Source organism: Paenibacillus sp. FSL R5-0490, from assembly GCF_001956215.1.
Lineage (GTDB): Bacteria > Bacillota > Bacilli > Bacillales > Cytobacillaceae > Cytobacillus.
On sequence record NZ_MRTQ01000009.1, the window covers coordinates 79,663 to 93,889 of the forward strand.

The window sequence follows — 14,227 nt, forward strand, 5'->3', positions numbered from 1 at the left end:
TACACATTAGGAGGACAAACTTATGATTTCAGTAAATGATTTTCGTACGGGATTGACGATTGAAGTTGATAACGGAATTTGGCGTGTAATGGATTTCCAGCACGTAAAACCAGGAAAAGGAGCGGCTTTTGTACGTTCCAAATTACGCAACCTTCGCACAGGCGCGATTCAGGAAAAAACCTTCCGTGCAGGTGAAAAAGTAGGGAAAGCTCAGATCGATAACCGTAAAATGCAGTACCTTTATGCAAATGGAGATCAGCATGTTTTCATGGACAATGAGTCTTATGAGCAAATCGAGCTGCCTGCATCAGCAATTGAGTATGAATTAAAGTTTTTAAAAGAAAACATGGAAGTTGCTATTATGCTTTATCATGGAGAGTCTCTTGGAATCGAGCTTCCTAACTCTGTTGAGCTTACAGTAACAGAAACAGAACCAGGCATTAAAGGGGATACTGCATCCGGCGGAACAAAGCCTGCAACAGTTGAAACCGGCCTGATTGTGCAAGTTCCTTTCTTTGTTAACGAAGGGGATAAACTAATCATCAATACAACTGATGGTTCATACGTATCGCGTGCTTAGTTTTAAAAAAAATCCCGAGAAATCGGGATTTTTTTTTATCCTTTATATTTCCTGCCTTCTGCGCCGGGGGATATGTCAGTGTCATTGCGATTATTATAATCAGTATCAGATGTGGGAGCAGTTCTGTTATCGCGGGTTCCGCCCAGATAAGCCCTGTCGCCTTTTTTCTGGTTTTTTAAAAATTCATCTAAATTTTCATTCATCCAATAACCTCTTTTCTATAAAATTGCTCAGTGCCGCCTTATTAGTATTTGCTTCTTCACTGCGATTATAAGCCGAAGATTTCCTAGCTGTAGAAAATGAAATCTGCCGTGATGTAGCTTTTGATTTCTATTGTTCCCGGCTGGATAGGTGTGCTGGCGGCACTTTTAACAAAAGCGGAGGATTGAAAAGAGACAGGCTGCACCATGCCTGAATTACCTTCTGAAACGGATACTGGAGTACTGATTAATTGGACTCTTAGTGAAGAAGCGATTGTTTCTGCCTTTCTATAAGCATCCATTATGGCCATGCTTAGTGCCTGCTGATACAATTCCTGCTGGTTTTCTGTTTCAAACGTAATTCCTCTTACCGTATTTGCGCCGCTGTCTACTGCTGTATCCACTACAAGTCCTGTATTTTCAATCTCATCGGCCGTAATGTTCAGTATATGCTCAACCTTGTACCCGCGGAAAATTTGCTTGCCATCCACAAAATCATACTGCGGAAAAATGGAGAAATCTGCCGTTTGAATTTGTTTATCTGTTATTCCAATTGCATTAAGAGCCTTTTTGACATTTGAAATGGCAGCAGCATTCTGCTCCTGTGCCTTCTGAAGCTCCTGGTCTTCTGTTAAAACACCCAGCTTTATATTAGCCTCATCTGGCTGTACAGCTATCTTTCCTTCACCTGAAACCCTTAAAGTATTTGGCTTGGATCTTTCATGGCTTCCAGCCTGCACAGTATTGCGGACGAATGGCTGATAATAATACATAACTTTCTCACCCCGCTTTTATGAATGTATCTTTCTAGAATTACGCGGGAGAAAGAGAGAAAATGCTCATAATATTAATGCCAGCTATAATTCATCAGTCCGGCAATTTTTTTCGGTATATCCGTATTCTCCAGCACTCCTGTAAAAGTTTCACTCCCATTGCCATAAGCAAATAAAGGAATCATATTGCCTGTATGACCGCCGGTTGAGCTTAGAGATCTTACTGTATCCGTTAAAATTCCCCCATGATATTTCTCAGCAATCAGGCTTCCTATTTCCCATGCTGCTAAATATTGAGGATAAACCTTGCTGTCTGTGTTCATTAGCTTTCCATTAAACGCTTCAATCTCCTGCTGAGTTAAATCAATATTCGCATACTTTTTTAAAACACCCTTCACACTTTCAGATCGATAAATGCCCCTATCTTCATCTCTTGCCAATTGGCTGACCATATACTGCGGTGTCGCCTTGATTTCCTTTAAATGCTGTATCTCCAGCGGCTCTGATGCTGATATTCCCATAGTCTCATGATCTGCTACCACCAAAACAAGTGTTTCTTTGTCCTTTTTTGCCCATTCAACTGCATATTTGACAGCTTCATCAAATTCAATGGTTTCTTTCCAGATGCTTGTAATATCACCTGCGTGCGAAGCATGATCAATTCTTGCCCCTTCCGCCATGAGGAAAAATCCCTGTTCTCCTTTTGCGAGTACATCGATCGCTTTTTCAGTCATTTCTTTTAAGCTGGGTTCTTTGCTGTTCAGTAAAGGCCGGTCCAGTTTAAAGCTCATATATCCGTCATTAAACAAGCCGAGCAGCTTTGAGGCTTTGGCATTCAGCAATTCATCCCGATTCCGGGCATAAGTATATCCATATTGCTTAGCCTCTTTTATTAAATCTCTCCCGCTTTGCTTTTCCGGTTTGAAGTATGATCTGCCGCCTCCCATCAGCACATCCACTCCGGATTTTAGCTGCTGGCGTGCAATTTCCTCCTGTCCGGACCATCTGTTGGCAACACTTGCTGTAAAGGCAGCGGGTGTTGCATCTGTAACTGTATTGGTGGATATCACCCCTGCTTTTTTATCGTTTTTCTTGAATAAATCAAGGATACTATCTGCTTCCTTCCCATCCGGCGTAACTCCGATCATCTCATTATTTGTTTTTTTTCCAATTGCAAGTGCCGTACCGCCGGCAGCTGAATCTGTCACAAAATTATTGGCAGATTCGGTATGCACCAATGCGGTGTGAGGCAGAGATTCCAGGAACAGCCGCCTGTCCTTTCCATATTGCAGTTTTCTTGCAATCTCAATCTGGCCAATTCCCATTCCATCGCCAATCATCAGAATGACATTTTGCGGTCCGTTTGTATTTCTCTGATGAGCTATTCCTTCTGCAGGTAAGAAACCAAGAACGATCAGGTGAAAAATAACAATAATGTAAATGCATTTTGCTTTCATAAATGGCACCGGCCTTTCTCTATGTTCTTTTTGAATTATTTTTTGAAGAAAGATATTTTTTTACTCAGGCAAAAGCTTGTACTAATTAAATGTGAAGCTTTCAAATCTATGTCATATTGTTTTGCCGCAGGCATACATTTTAAATAATGAGAAGCTAGTCCGAAATCAGATTGGGAAATGGAGGAGCAGACTTGGAAACGATTATAGCCTTTTTGCCGAAAAAAATTGCCGAACAATTACAGAGAATCCCTCCGAAAATCTTAAAGGATCTGGAGGAAATCAGGGTACGCATTTCGAGGCCTATTGAGCTGACAGCAAGGGGAGTACCGCATTTTCTCCCTTATATAGTTGATTCAGAGGATGCCGTGCATTTATTGAATAAAATTAGTCATTTCTCGATTTACACACTCGAGGAAGAGCTAAAAAGAGGTTATATCACGATTGAGGGCGGCCATCGGGTTGGACTTGCCGGAAAGGTCATTCTTGAGCAAGGCAAGGTTAAGGCGATCAGGGATATTTCCTCTTTTAACATTAGAATTGCCAGAGAGAAAGTTGGGATTGCCCAAACGCTGATTCCGAGGATTTACAGGGATGGCTGGCTGCATACGATGATTATTGGACCGCCGCAGACTGGTAAAACCACATTGCTCCGCGATATTGCAAGAATCATTTCATCTGGTGATCCAGGCAGTGGCCTTCCTGCGAGTAAGGTTGGGATTGTGGATGAACGCTCCGAAATCGCAGGATGTGTGAATGGGATCCCGCAGATGACTTTTGGAAACAGAATTGATGTCCTGGATGCCTGTCCCAAAGCTGAGGGCATGATGATGATGATTCGTTCCATGAGCCCCGAGGTTCTCGTTGTCGATGAAATTGGCAGGCATGAAGATGCAGACGCCATAATGGAGGCAGTAAATGCCGGAATAAAGCTGATTATGACTACACATGGAAATTCCCTGGAGGAAATTAAGAGGCGCCCGACTTTACAGGCCGTACTTGAAATGGGCGTTTTTCAGCGATTTATTGAATTGAGCAGAAAAGATGGGCCTGGCAGCATTGACTGCATACGAAACACAGACGGTGCAGGATATCAGCAACAAGCGGGCGTGATGTAAATGATGAAGCTTATTGGAGCTGTTTTGATCATCATTGCAACAACATGGACAGGGTTTGAAGCTTCAAGGCACCTGACCGAACGGCCGCGCCAGCTTCGTCAGCTTAAATCGGCACTGCAGTCCTTGGAGGCTGAAATTATGTATGGCCATACACCTCTTCATGAAGCAGCCAGACGGCTTTCTGCCCAGCTTTCCAAGCCTTTATCCTGGTTCTTTGAATCCTTTGCAAAAAAACTGACTGATTCCGAGACGACAGTAAAGGACGCCTGGGAAGAAAGCTTGACGGAAATATGGAAAATGACCGCCTTTAAACAAGGGGAATTCGAGATCATGAAGCAATTTGGCGAAACACTTGGAAGACATGACCGTCTTTCTCAGCAAAAGCAGATCATGCTGACCCTCACCCACCTGGAACGTGAAGAAGCTGATGCACATGACAGACAAGTGAAATACGAGAGAATGGTCAAAAGTCTGGGGTTTTTATCCGGATTGCTCTTAATCATTTTACTAATGTAGGAAATGCCGGCTTGATTTGCCGGACGCTGATCAGAGCTTAGGGGGAGAAAAGATGGGCTTAGAGGTAGATATCATATTCAAGATTGCGGGTGTGGGAATTGTTGTAGCCTTTTTGCATACTATTCTGGATCAGGTGGGCAAAAAAGAATACGCCCAATGGGTAACACTTTTCGGATTTATTTATATCTTATTTATGGTTGCTTCCATTGTAGATAACCTTTTCCAAAAAATTAAATCAGTCTTCTTGTTTCAGGGATAAAAGGGGGGCTCAGCCATTGAAATTCTCCAGATAGTCGGATTTTCGCTTGTTGCCACGTTCCTTGCGCTGATTGTTAAGGAGCAAAAGCCTAATTTTGCCTTTTTGCTGATTGTTTTTGTCGGCTGTGCCATCTTTCTCTTTCTGGTCGACCAAATATATGCCATTATCCATATGATTGAAAAGATTGCCGTCAATGCAAAGGTGAATATCGTCTATGTAGAAACCATTTTAAAGATAATCGGAATAGCTTATATAGCTGAATTTGCTGCACAAATTACCAAAGATGCAGGACAGGGAGCCATTGCAGCAAAAATCGAAATGGGCGGGAAAATTCTTATCCTTGCCATGGCCATTCCAATCCTTACTGTATTAATCGAAACCATTATTCGCATGATTCCGAGCTAGCCGCCTGTCTCCTGAAAATTACAGGCAGCCGGACTGGACAAGCACATATTGCTGGAATTAGAGAGGGTCCTTTAAAAGAGGTGAAAAAATGAAGCAGAGGATGCAGAAAATTTTAGGGTTCAGTTTATTTCTATTCTTTTTCCTGGCACCAATTGTACAAGCCTCACCTAAGACCGGCGAAGCAGAAGAAACGATATCCCCGCAGGATTTAATTGAATCCCAGGTGGATAAGTTAGATCTTAATGAATTAAAGGGATTTTGGGAAGATATCACAACAGAGTATGGAGGTTTTTTGCCCGAGAGCCAAAAGGGGAGTCTCTATGAATTCATAAAGGGAGAAAAGGAATTTTCACTAAAAGAGTGGGCTGGCGGTGCGATGAAGTTTGTATTCCATGAGTTTATAGTCAACGGGAAACTGCTTGGAACTCTGATATTGCTGACGGTATTCAGCATGTTCCTGCAGTCGCTGCAGAATTCATTTGAAAAAAGCACTGTCAGTAAAGCCGCCTATTCAATCGTCTTCATGGTGTTGATTATTATCGCGCTGAATAGCTTCCATGTAGCGATCACTTACACGGAAGAAACCATTTCAACCATGGTGTCATTCATAATGGCTCTCATACCGCTGCTGCTTGCGCTGATTGCTTCTTCGGGGGGGTTGGTATCTGCAGCTTTTTTCCACCCGGTGATACTGTTCTTGATGAATGTCAGCGGGTTATTTATCCAGTATGTCATTCTTCCGCTTCTATTTTTATCAGCCCTGTTAAGCATTGTCAGCACATTGTCAGAACACTATAAGGTAACTCAGCTTGCCAATCTGCTCCGGAATTGGAGCATTGGACTTCTTGGGATGTTCCTGACGGTCTTTCTCGGAGTTATATCAGTTCAGGGAGCATCTGCAGCGGTTACCGATGGAATTACCATCCGTACAGCAAAATTTATTACGGGAAATTTTATTCCGGTCATTGGAAGGATGTTTACAGATGCAACAGATACCGTAATCAGCGCATCGGTGCTTTTGAAAAATACTGTCGGGATAGCAGGAGTAGCCATTCTCCTTATTATTGCAGCTTTTCCTGCAATCAAAATTTTAATGATTGCGTTTATATATAAATTTGCGGCAGCGATTTTGCAGCCGTTGGGAGGAGGGCCGATTATATCCTGCCTGGATATAATCAGCAAGAGCATCATCTATGTTTTTGCAGCTCTGGCCATTGTCTCCCTGATGTTTTTCCTTAGCATTACGGTTATTATAGCGGCCGGCAATTTGACCATGATGGTCAGGTAGGGAGGGAATGAAGTGGATTTCATAAAAGAGTGGGTAACCAACATCATATTATTTGTTCTGCTTGCCACTGTCATAGATATGCTCCTCCCCAGCTCCAAGCTTCAGAAATATACAAAAATGGTGACAGGGCTGCTATTAATAGCGATTATTCTTACACCGATTTTGAGAATTATATCAAGTGATTTTGAAGAAGCTCTTGTTTCCGTGCCGGTTTTTGAGGCATCCGGAGAAAAAAATATGGAAAATTTAATAGAAATGAAGAAAAAAGAAATACAAGCCTCAAGTGATGCATATATTTTAGAACAAATGGCTGTCCACATGAAACAGGACGCAGAAGAGGAGTTGATGGAACAGTACGGTCTGGAAATTGCTAACATTGATATTTTAGTAGATGAAAGCAGTGATCAAGCCTTCCCGGATAACCTGCAAAAGGTCATGATCCAACTCAAAGCAGAAGATGCAGAAGCTGAAGCTGTAGAAGTGGTTAAAACAGTGGAAATCAATGCCGGGAAACCTCTTCCATCCAGCGGGCCCGAACATGAAGATGCAGAAAGAATTGCTTCTCTTCTCGCACAAAAATGGAATGTAGACGCAAACTCAATCGAAGTTCTGGTAGAAGGGGGGAATATGGATAGGGATGGATAATGAAAAAGGTCCTTTCACATGGTTAAAGAAGATAATTTCCAAGGATGGACAGTCTGATAAGAAGCCCGGAAAATTCCACTATTTGCTGCTTGTTCTCCTATTTGGAGCAGCGATCATGCTGATCAGCAATACGCTGTTTCAAGAAGATGGTTCCACCGGTGATTTGCCCGTTTTTAAAAATGGGGAAGAAGTGAAGCAGGAGGAAGAAGTGCCAGTCTTCGGCCAGCAGAAATCCGGGGGAAATGACACCATCGCCAATTATGAAAAGGCATATGAAGCCCAAATAAAAGAGGCGCTTGATGCAATCGTAGGGGTGGAAGATGCCACTGTTGTGGTGAATGTCGATGCCACAGAGAAGAAAGTCCTTGAAAAAAACAAAACAACGCAAACTCAGAAAACTGATGAAACAGATCGGGAAGGCGGCAAAAGGAAGGTTGAGGATCAGTCACAGGAGGAACAGCTTGTGATTGTCCGAAATGGAGAAAAAGAGGTTCCCATTGTCATAGAAACCAAGAAACCTGAAATAAGGGGAGTGCTGGTTGTGGCAAAAGGGGCTGAAAATATACAAGTGAAAAAGTGGATTATTGAGGCAGTAACCAGAGCTCTGGATGTTCCAAGTCATAGAGTATCCGTAATGCCTAAAAAAACTAAGGGGGAATAATAGATGCTTTTAAAGAAACAAACGGTCTGGCTATTAACAATGCTGAGTTTGGTGGTTGTATTATCGGTTTATTATGTAACATCACCGGAACAAAAAGGCAGTGACCTTGCTGGAATGGAAGAAAAGGCACAGGGTGAAATGGACTCAGTTGAGAGTGAAGACGGCAAAGCGATCATTACAAACACTGCCAGTGATGAAATGTTTGAAAATCTCCGTCTTCAGCTTGATGACGAGCGCAGCCGCATGAAGGAAGACCTGCAGGAGGTCCTTGGTCAAACTGACCTTCCTGCCGAAGAAAGAATGAAGGCAAAAGATCAAATTGATGAATTAAATGAAATTGCGCAAAAGGAAGCGATGCTTGAAACATTAATCAGAGCGATGGATTATGAAGATGTGCTTGTCCGTGCGGATGGCAAGAAGGTTCAAATTACTGTTAAAGCAAAAGATCACTCAGCTTCAGCTGCAAACAATATCATCCAGGAAGTAAGAAACGAAATTGGAAAACTTGAGGCAGTGGCTGTTGAATTTCAGGTTGAAAAATAAAATTGTAGCGGGAGCCTGCAAAATTTTGCGGGCTTCCCTATTCTATTTATTGACAGTTTGGTAACTATTGTATAAAGAAATGGTATAAAAGCCCTGAATGTGAAGTGATTTTGAATGAAATTCGGTTAAATCCAATGAAACATTTCACAAACATTTAGAAAAATATTAAAATGGAACATAGAACGGATAGAGAAATTATTATCCAGTACATAATAGAATGTTGAAGTTTTATAAGGTCTTATCGTATGATATTAGTATCTAGTCATAATTCAAACCATGCAGGACATTCCAGCCGTATGTTTCTAAATCTTTCAGCAAAATCAGCATACGGATTAAGGGAATTAACATGCAATGAGAAAACAAGGGGTGCAAAAATGTTAAAAGTACAAGAAATCCGTGAACTGATTAAATTGGTAGATCAGTCAAATATTGATGAATTTGTATATGAGCATGAAGGTTCTAAAATTGAAATGAAGAAAAAAGGCAATGAAGCCGCTGTTGTACAGCAAGTTCAGCCTGCAGCTGCCCAAGTGTCAGCGCCTGCTCCACAGCCGGTCCAGCCAGCTGCTGTGAAAGTGGAAGAGCCAAAAGCAGAAGCGCCAGCAGCTGCTCCTGAACCAAAGGCGGAAGCTGCGGAAGATTTACATAAAATTGTCTCACCAATGGTAGGGACATTTTATCAGTCATCCTCACCTGATGCTGATGCATATGTAAAAGCCGGTTCAAAAGTTACGAAGGATTCCATTGTCTGCATTGTAGAAGCAATGAAATTATTTAATGAAATTGAAGCAGAAGTTAATGGTGAAATTGTAGAAGTGCTTGTAAAGGACGGCCAATTAGTAGAATATGGCCAGCCACTATTTTTAGTAAAGCCTGAATAAGGAGCGGTTACAGAATGATAAAAAAACTCTTGATTGCCAACAGAGGAGAAATAGCTGTCCGCATTATCAGGGCAGCCCGCGAAATGGGGATTGAATCTGTTGCTGTCTTTTCAGAAGCTGACAGGGAAGCGCTCCATGTTCAGCTTGCGGATGAGGCATACTGCATTGGTCCTACAGCATCTAAGGACAGCTATTTGAATTTTACAAATATAATAAGTGTCGCCAAGCTTACTGGCTGTGATGCGATTCATCCAGGTTATGGATTCCTTGCAGAGAATGCGGACTTTGCCGAACTGTGCAGAGAATGCAATATTATTTTTGTAGGACCTACACCTGAAGCCATCAGCAAAATGGGCACAAAGGATATTGCAAGGGAAACGATGAAGGAAGCAGGAGTTCCGATTGTTCCGGGCTCTAATGGAATCATTAAGGATGCTGAAGACGCTATCCAGCTGGCAGAAAAGATTGAATATCCGGTCATTATTAAAGCGACTGCGGGCGGAGGCGGTAAAGGAATCCGCGTAGCGCGCAATGAGCAGGAACTTATTAAAGGAATTACAATAACACAGCAGGAAGCACTTACAGCATTCGGGAATCCTGGCGTTTACATCGAAAAATATATCGAGGACTTCCGTCATGTGGAGATCCAGGTTCTTGCAGACAATTACGGGAACACCGTCCATCTCGGGGAAAGGGATTGTTCCATCCAAAGGCGTCTGCAAAAGCTGCTTGAGGAAACGCCTTCACCTGCACTTGACGGTGAAACACGCGAAGAGATGGGAAATGCTGCTGTAAAAGCTGCAAAAGCGGTTGATTATACAGGCGCTGGCACGATAGAATTTATATACGATTATAAAAATCGCAAGTTTTATTTCATGGAAATGAACACGCGTATTCAGGTGGAGCATCCTGTTACAGAGATGGTAACGGGGGTCGATTTAATCAAGGAGCAAATTAAGGTTGCTTCAGGAGAAAAGCTTAACTTCACACAAAGTGATGTGACATTTAACGGCTGGTCAATCGAATGCAGAATTAATGCGGAAAACCCGGAGAAGAATTTTATGCCATCAGCAGGAAGGATTAATATGTATCTGCCTCCTGGCGGGCTTGGTGTCCGAGTCGACTCTGCTGCCTACCCGGGCTATATGATTCCTCCATATTACGATTCAATGATTGCAAAAGTGATCACTTATGGCAATACTAGAGAAGAAGCTATTTCCAGAATGAAAAGGGCATTAAGTGAATTTGTAGTGGAAGGGGTTCATACAACAATCCCGTTCCATCTCAAACTCTTAAGCCATGAAAATTTTGTGGAAGGGCAGTTTAATACGAAATTTCTTGAATTGCATGATGTAATGAATTCTTAAAAACTTGTGGAGGTGCTAAAATGAACGAAAATAACATTCTCGAAATGAGCCCTGAAAATTCAGGCCTGGGCAAGGTGGAAATTGCACCGGAAGTTATTGAGGTTATTGCCGGCATTGCTGCTTCAGAAGTAGAAGGTGTTGCGCAAATGCGCGGGAACTTCGCTACAGGAGTGGTGGAACGGCTTGGTAAAAAGAACCACGGCAAAGGTGTTAAAGTTGAATTAACAGAAGAAGGCATTAAAGTCGATGTTTATTGTCTGATGAGATTCGGCGTATCCATCCCAAGCGTTGCCCAAAAAATCCAGGACAACATTCGTCAGGCCCTGTTGAATATGACAGCCCTGGACGCCCAGGAAGTAAACATTCACGTGGTAGGAATTATGTTTGAAAACCAAAAGCATGAAGTTGAATACGAACAGGAAATGTAACATTACACATCAAGCCAAAGACATCAGACCCGTCTTTGGCTTTTCTTATGGTTCATTCTCTTCATCATTCACTCCCTAAAACGTTATAAAGGCGTTTGTAAAGGGGAAATTAATATTATAAGTTTTCTTGCATTTGTTTCTGACCAAACATAATGCTCTTGTTGTAGTGCGAAGATTCCTTACTTATGCTATTATCTTCTTATGCAATTTTTGGACGTGCAAATGCTCAAAAATGAAAATTACTATGCTAGCCATAAAGGAGTTTTATAAAGATGAAGAGAAGAACAGCCAGAGAAAAAGCATTGCAGGCTTTATTTCAAATTGATGTAAGCGGAACAGAACCAGAGACCGCCATCGAACATGTTTTAGAGGGCGAAAAGAACGATGAATATCTAAGCAACCTTGTATCAGGTGTGCTGGAGCATAAAGAAATAATTGATAATGAAATCAAAGGGTTTCTTGAAAAATGGACGCTGGAGAGGCTTGCCACAGTAGACCGCAATCTTCTGCGCTTATCTGTTTTTGAGCTGCTGTATTTAACAGAGGAAGTGCCAGCCAATGTGGTGCTCGATGAAGCAATTGAGATTGCCAAACTATACGGCGATGATCAGTCAAGCAAGTTTATTAATGGTGTTTTATCAAAGGTAAAAGAAAAACTTTAAAAAACTTACACTGGATATGCTGGCACTTTCTAGATGCAAGCAAGCCGGCAGTCCTTATCAAAGGCGCTTTCGAGTTTCTGATAGGGGGATACAAATGGCTGCAGAATTAATAGATGGAAAAGAAATTGCAAGAAAGAAACAGGATCGTATCGATGCTGAAGTGCAAAAGCTGAAGGCGGAAGGAGTCACGCCGGGATTGGCTGTTATTTTAACGGGGGATAATCAGGCATCCAGAACCTATGTGAACAACAAGCAGAAAACCTGCAATAAGCTGGGCATGTATTCTATGCTTATTGAACTTCCTGAAAGCGTCAGTGAACAAGAGCTTATCAGAAGAATCACTGAGTTAAACAAAAGTGATGAAATTCATGGAATCCTCGTTCAGCTGCCGCTCCCAAGCCATATTAATGAAAAAGCCATCATTGAGACCATATCTCCTGAGAAAGATGTGGATGGATTTCATCCCATAAATATCGGCAGAATGATGACAGCTCAGGATGCCTATATCCCATGTACTCCTGCAGGGATCATTGAAATGCTCGAAAGCATCGGGGCAGACATTGCCGGAAAGCATGTAGTGGTTATTGGCAGAAGCAACATCGTAGGTAAGCCTGCAGGACAGCTGTTTCTTAATAAAGATGCAACTGTTACTTACTGTCACTCGAAAACAGCTAATCTAAAGGAATATACAAAGCGGGCAGACATTCTGGTGGCAGCAGCAGGTAAAGCCAATTTAATTACGGAGGACCATGTTAAACATGGTGCAATCGTGATTGATGTGGGCATGAATCGAAATGCGGAAGGAAAGCTTTGCGGTGATGTTGATTTCGAGACAGTTAAGCACATAGCAGGGTACATTACTCCTGTTCCGGGCGGAGTGGGGCCGATGACCATAACCATGTTAATGCATAACACATTAAAGGCAGCAAAGTATTCTATAAGCAAAATCTAAAATTCATGACCGCCATAGATGCAAAATCTGTCCATTTCCATTATCCTGTACTTAGGAATCCTGTCATGCAGGCTGAATGGAAGGGCAGTTTTTTTGCGTTATTGCTTTGCAGAAGGTGTCAAATTGACTTCTGCATAAAGGAGATTGTTATGAAGGAACAGCAGTATCTGACAGTTTACGCACTGACCAAATACATAAAAAGAAAATTTGACGCCGACCCTCATTTGCAAAATATTTTGGTTAAGGGAGAAATCTCAAACTTTAAACAGCACTCAAGCGGCCACATGTATTTCACTTTGAAGGATGAGAAAGCCAGAATTTTAGCCGTAATGTTTGCAGGAAATGCGAGATCCATGAAATTCAGGCCGGAGAACGGCATGAAAGTATTAGTTCGCGGAGCGATTTCCATTTATGAATCCAGCGGGCAATATCAAATGTATGTACAGGAAATGCAGCCTGACGGGGTTGGTGAGCTCTATCTGGCATACGAGCAGCTTAAAGAGAAACTGGAGAAAGAAGGATACTTTTCGTCTGCACATAAAAAAAATATCCCTCGTTATCCACGTACAGTTGCTGTTATCACATCCCCTACAGGTGCTGCAATCAGAGATATTTTGACAACGCTCAAAAGGCGCTATCCTATCGCGAACATACTTATATACCCTGCGCTTGTCCAGGGTAACCAGGCAGCTCCATCCATTGTGAAAGCGATAAAGGAAGCAAATGCCTCCAGGGAAGCGGATGTCTTAATTATCGGCAGGGGCGGAGGCTCCATTGAAGAGCTTTGGGCCTTTAATGAAGAAGCTGTGGCAAGGGCCATATTTAAGTCGGAAATACCTGTAATTTCAGCTGTCGGCCATGAAACAGATTTTACAATAGCGGATTTTGTTGCAGATTTAAGGGCTCCTACCCCAACGGGAGCTGCTGAATTGGCAGTCCCGCATATTGATGATTTGTCAGAAAGGCTTTTTAACAGGCAATCAAGGCTGATAAGAGCGATGAAGGAACAAATTGCACTGCAAAATGAACGGCTTCTAAGGGTACAGAAATCCTATGCTTTCAGATACCCCCAAAAATTGTATGAACAAAAACTGGAACAGCTCGACAAAGTCACCGAACAGCTGCTGCGGGGATCAAAGAGGCTGCATGATTTAAAGCAGGAACAGGCTGATATCCTGCAAAAAAGGCTGGTTCGGAGTCATCCCGGTCAGCTGAAGGATCAGGCAAAAGAAAAACATGATCGGCTGCATAAGCTTTTAAACAAAACAATGGCAAATACCCTGGCTGCAAAGGAAAAGGATTTTGCGAGGGTTATTTCAACCCTTGAGGCGCTCAGTCCTCTCAAAATCATGGATAGAGGCTATAGCCTTGCTTATACAGAAAAGGAATCCCTGGTAAAGACTGTGTCTCAGGTTAAAGTGGATGATATGTTAAAATTGAAGGTATCTGATGGAACTATTGAATGCCGGGTAACGGATATTGAGGAGTGAATGGC

General features: G+C 42.3%; 18 protein-coding genes. 15 read left to right on the plus strand and 3 right to left on the minus strand.

The window, feature by feature from the left end; all coding sequences use genetic code 11:
• Window positions 1–22: 22 nt before the first annotated feature.
• Complete coding sequence (gene efp / locus BK139_RS09365; RefSeq protein WP_076258075.1) at window positions 23–580, plus strand: elongation factor P; 558 nt, start codon at window positions 23–25, stop codon at window positions 578–580.
• Window positions 581–615: 35 nt separating this feature from the next.
• Here the strand turns inward: efp and BK139_RS23925 are convergent, their stop codons facing one another.
• The 3 genes from BK139_RS23925 to BK139_RS09375 form a co-directional block, all read right to left on the minus strand.
• Window positions 616–783, minus strand: a complete 168-nt coding sequence (locus BK139_RS23925) for a hypothetical protein (protein ID WP_175609092.1) — start codon at window positions 781–783, stop codon at window positions 616–618.
• Between the two features lie 83 nt (window positions 784–866).
• The gene (locus BK139_RS09370; protein ID WP_076258076.1) at window positions 867–1,553 is read right to left on the minus strand and encodes an SIMPL domain-containing protein; all 687 of its coding nucleotides are present in this window, start codon (window positions 1,551–1,553) and stop codon (window positions 867–869) included.
• Between the two features lie 74 nt (window positions 1,554–1,627).
• Entirely contained in the window at window positions 1,628–3,010 is a 1,383-nt protein-coding gene (locus tag BK139_RS09375) for an alkaline phosphatase (protein ID WP_076258158.1), read from the minus strand.
• 191 nt (window positions 3,011–3,201) lie between these two features.
• Between BK139_RS09375 and spoIIIAA the strand changes: the two genes are divergently transcribed.
• From spoIIIAA to xseA, 14 genes are all read left to right on the plus strand, one after another.
• Window positions 3,202–4,125, plus strand: coding sequence for a stage III sporulation protein AA (spoIIIAA, locus tag BK139_RS09380; RefSeq protein WP_076258077.1), 924 nt, complete (start codon window positions 3,202–3,204; stop codon window positions 4,123–4,125).
• On the plus strand, window positions 4,126–4,641 hold the full coding sequence (gene spoIIIAB, locus BK139_RS09385; RefSeq protein ID WP_076258078.1) for a stage III sporulation protein SpoIIIAB: 516 nt from the start codon (window positions 4,126–4,128) through the stop codon (window positions 4,639–4,641).
• Between the two features lie 52 nt (window positions 4,642–4,693).
• On the plus strand, window positions 4,694–4,900 hold the full coding sequence (gene spoIIIAC / locus BK139_RS09390) for a stage III sporulation protein AC (RefSeq protein WP_009332905.1): 207 nt from the start codon (window positions 4,694–4,696) through the stop codon (window positions 4,898–4,900).
• A gap of 15 nt (window positions 4,901–4,915) precedes the next feature.
• Entirely contained in the window at window positions 4,916–5,305 is a 390-nt protein-coding gene (gene spoIIIAD, locus BK139_RS09395) for a stage III sporulation protein AD (protein ID WP_172581968.1), read from the plus strand.
• A gap of 88 nt (window positions 5,306–5,393) precedes the next feature.
• Window positions 5,394–6,593 (plus strand): stage III sporulation protein AE, encoded by a 1,200-nt coding sequence (gene spoIIIAE / locus BK139_RS09400; protein ID WP_076258080.1) that lies wholly within the window; start codon window positions 5,394–5,396, stop codon window positions 6,591–6,593.
• A gap of 12 nt (window positions 6,594–6,605) precedes the next feature.
• Complete coding sequence (spoIIIAF, locus tag BK139_RS09405) at window positions 6,606–7,238, plus strand: stage III sporulation protein AF (protein WP_048008238.1); 633 nt, start codon at window positions 6,606–6,608, stop codon at window positions 7,236–7,238.
• Entirely contained in the window at window positions 7,231–7,899 is a 669-nt protein-coding gene (gene spoIIIAG, locus BK139_RS09410; protein ID WP_048008237.1) for a stage III sporulation protein AG, read from the plus strand. Before spoIIIAF ends, spoIIIAG begins: the two co-directional genes overlap by 8 nt.
• A 3-nt stretch (window positions 7,900–7,902) precedes the next feature.
• On the plus strand, window positions 7,903–8,442 hold the full coding sequence (locus tag BK139_RS09415; RefSeq protein WP_076258081.1) for a SpoIIIAH-like family protein: 540 nt from the start codon (window positions 7,903–7,905) through the stop codon (window positions 8,440–8,442).
• 374 nt (window positions 8,443–8,816) lie between these two features.
• Window positions 8,817–9,323 (plus strand): acetyl-CoA carboxylase biotin carboxyl carrier protein, encoded by a 507-nt coding sequence (gene accB, locus BK139_RS09420; RefSeq protein WP_076258159.1) that lies wholly within the window; start codon window positions 8,817–8,819, stop codon window positions 9,321–9,323.
• Window positions 9,324–9,337: 14 nt separating this feature from the next.
• A complete protein-coding gene (gene accC, locus BK139_RS09425) occupies window positions 9,338–10,690 on the plus strand; it encodes an acetyl-CoA carboxylase biotin carboxylase subunit (protein WP_048008234.1) in 1,353 nt (450 codons plus the stop codon).
• A gap of 20 nt (window positions 10,691–10,710) precedes the next feature.
• Window positions 10,711–11,118: an Asp23/Gls24 family envelope stress response protein gene (locus tag BK139_RS09430; protein WP_076258082.1), complete on the plus strand. Its 408-nt coding sequence runs from the start codon at window positions 10,711–10,713 to the stop codon at window positions 11,116–11,118.
• Between the two features lie 272 nt (window positions 11,119–11,390).
• Window positions 11,391–11,780 (plus strand): transcription antitermination factor NusB, encoded by a 390-nt coding sequence (gene nusB / locus BK139_RS09435; RefSeq protein ID WP_076258083.1) that lies wholly within the window; start codon window positions 11,391–11,393, stop codon window positions 11,778–11,780.
• 94 nt (window positions 11,781–11,874) lie between these two features.
• Window positions 11,875–12,732, plus strand: a complete 858-nt coding sequence (folD, locus tag BK139_RS09440; protein WP_076258084.1) for a bifunctional methylenetetrahydrofolate dehydrogenase/methenyltetrahydrofolate cyclohydrolase FolD — start codon at window positions 11,875–11,877, stop codon at window positions 12,730–12,732.
• A gap of 149 nt (window positions 12,733–12,881) precedes the next feature.
• Entirely contained in the window at window positions 12,882–14,222 is a 1,341-nt protein-coding gene (gene xseA / locus BK139_RS09445; RefSeq protein WP_076258085.1) for an exodeoxyribonuclease VII large subunit, read from the plus strand.
• The last annotated feature ends 5 nt before the right edge of the window (window positions 14,223–14,227 follow it).

What these genes read in the sequence shown, in the direction of transcription:
- accC (WP_048008234.1), top strand. Translation starts at nt 9,338, where the DNA reads ATGATAAAAAAACTCTTGATTGCCAACAGAGGAGAAATAGCTGTCCGC.
- spoIIIAB (WP_076258078.1), top strand. Translation starts at nt 4,126, where the DNA reads ATGATGAAGCTTATTGGAGCTGTTTTGATCATCATTGCAACAACATGG.
- BK139_RS09375 (WP_076258158.1), bottom strand. Translation starts at nt 3,010, where the DNA reads ATGAAAGCAAAATGCATTTACATTATTGTTATTTTTCACCTGATCGTT.
- efp (WP_076258075.1), top strand. Translation starts at nt 23, where the DNA reads ATGATTTCAGTAAATGATTTTCGTACGGGATTGACGATTGAAGTTGAT.
- BK139_RS09430 (WP_076258082.1), top strand. Translation starts at nt 10,711, where the DNA reads ATGAACGAAAATAACATTCTCGAAATGAGCCCTGAAAATTCAGGCCTG.
- nusB (WP_076258083.1), top strand. Translation starts at nt 11,391, where the DNA reads ATGAAGAGAAGAACAGCCAGAGAAAAAGCATTGCAGGCTTTATTTCAA.
- BK139_RS09415 (WP_076258081.1), top strand. Translation starts at nt 7,903, where the DNA reads ATGCTTTTAAAGAAACAAACGGTCTGGCTATTAACAATGCTGAGTTTG.
- folD (WP_076258084.1), top strand. Translation starts at nt 11,875, where the DNA reads ATGGCTGCAGAATTAATAGATGGAAAAGAAATTGCAAGAAAGAAACAG.
- xseA (WP_076258085.1), top strand. Translation starts at nt 12,882, where the DNA reads ATGAAGGAACAGCAGTATCTGACAGTTTACGCACTGACCAAATACATA.
- accB (WP_076258159.1), top strand. Translation starts at nt 8,817, where the DNA reads ATGTTAAAAGTACAAGAAATCCGTGAACTGATTAAATTGGTAGATCAG.
- BK139_RS23925 (WP_175609092.1), bottom strand. Translation starts at nt 783, where the DNA reads ATGAATGAAAATTTAGATGAATTTTTAAAAAACCAGAAAAAAGGCGAC.
- spoIIIAG (WP_048008237.1), top strand. Translation starts at nt 7,231, where the DNA reads ATGGATAATGAAAAAGGTCCTTTCACATGGTTAAAGAAGATAATTTCC.
- spoIIIAC (WP_009332905.1), top strand. Translation starts at nt 4,694, where the DNA reads ATGGGCTTAGAGGTAGATATCATATTCAAGATTGCGGGTGTGGGAATT.
- BK139_RS09370 (WP_076258076.1), bottom strand. Translation starts at nt 1,553, where the DNA reads ATGTATTATTATCAGCCATTCGTCCGCAATACTGTGCAGGCTGGAAGC.
- spoIIIAE (WP_076258080.1), top strand. Translation starts at nt 5,394, where the DNA reads ATGAAGCAGAGGATGCAGAAAATTTTAGGGTTCAGTTTATTTCTATTC.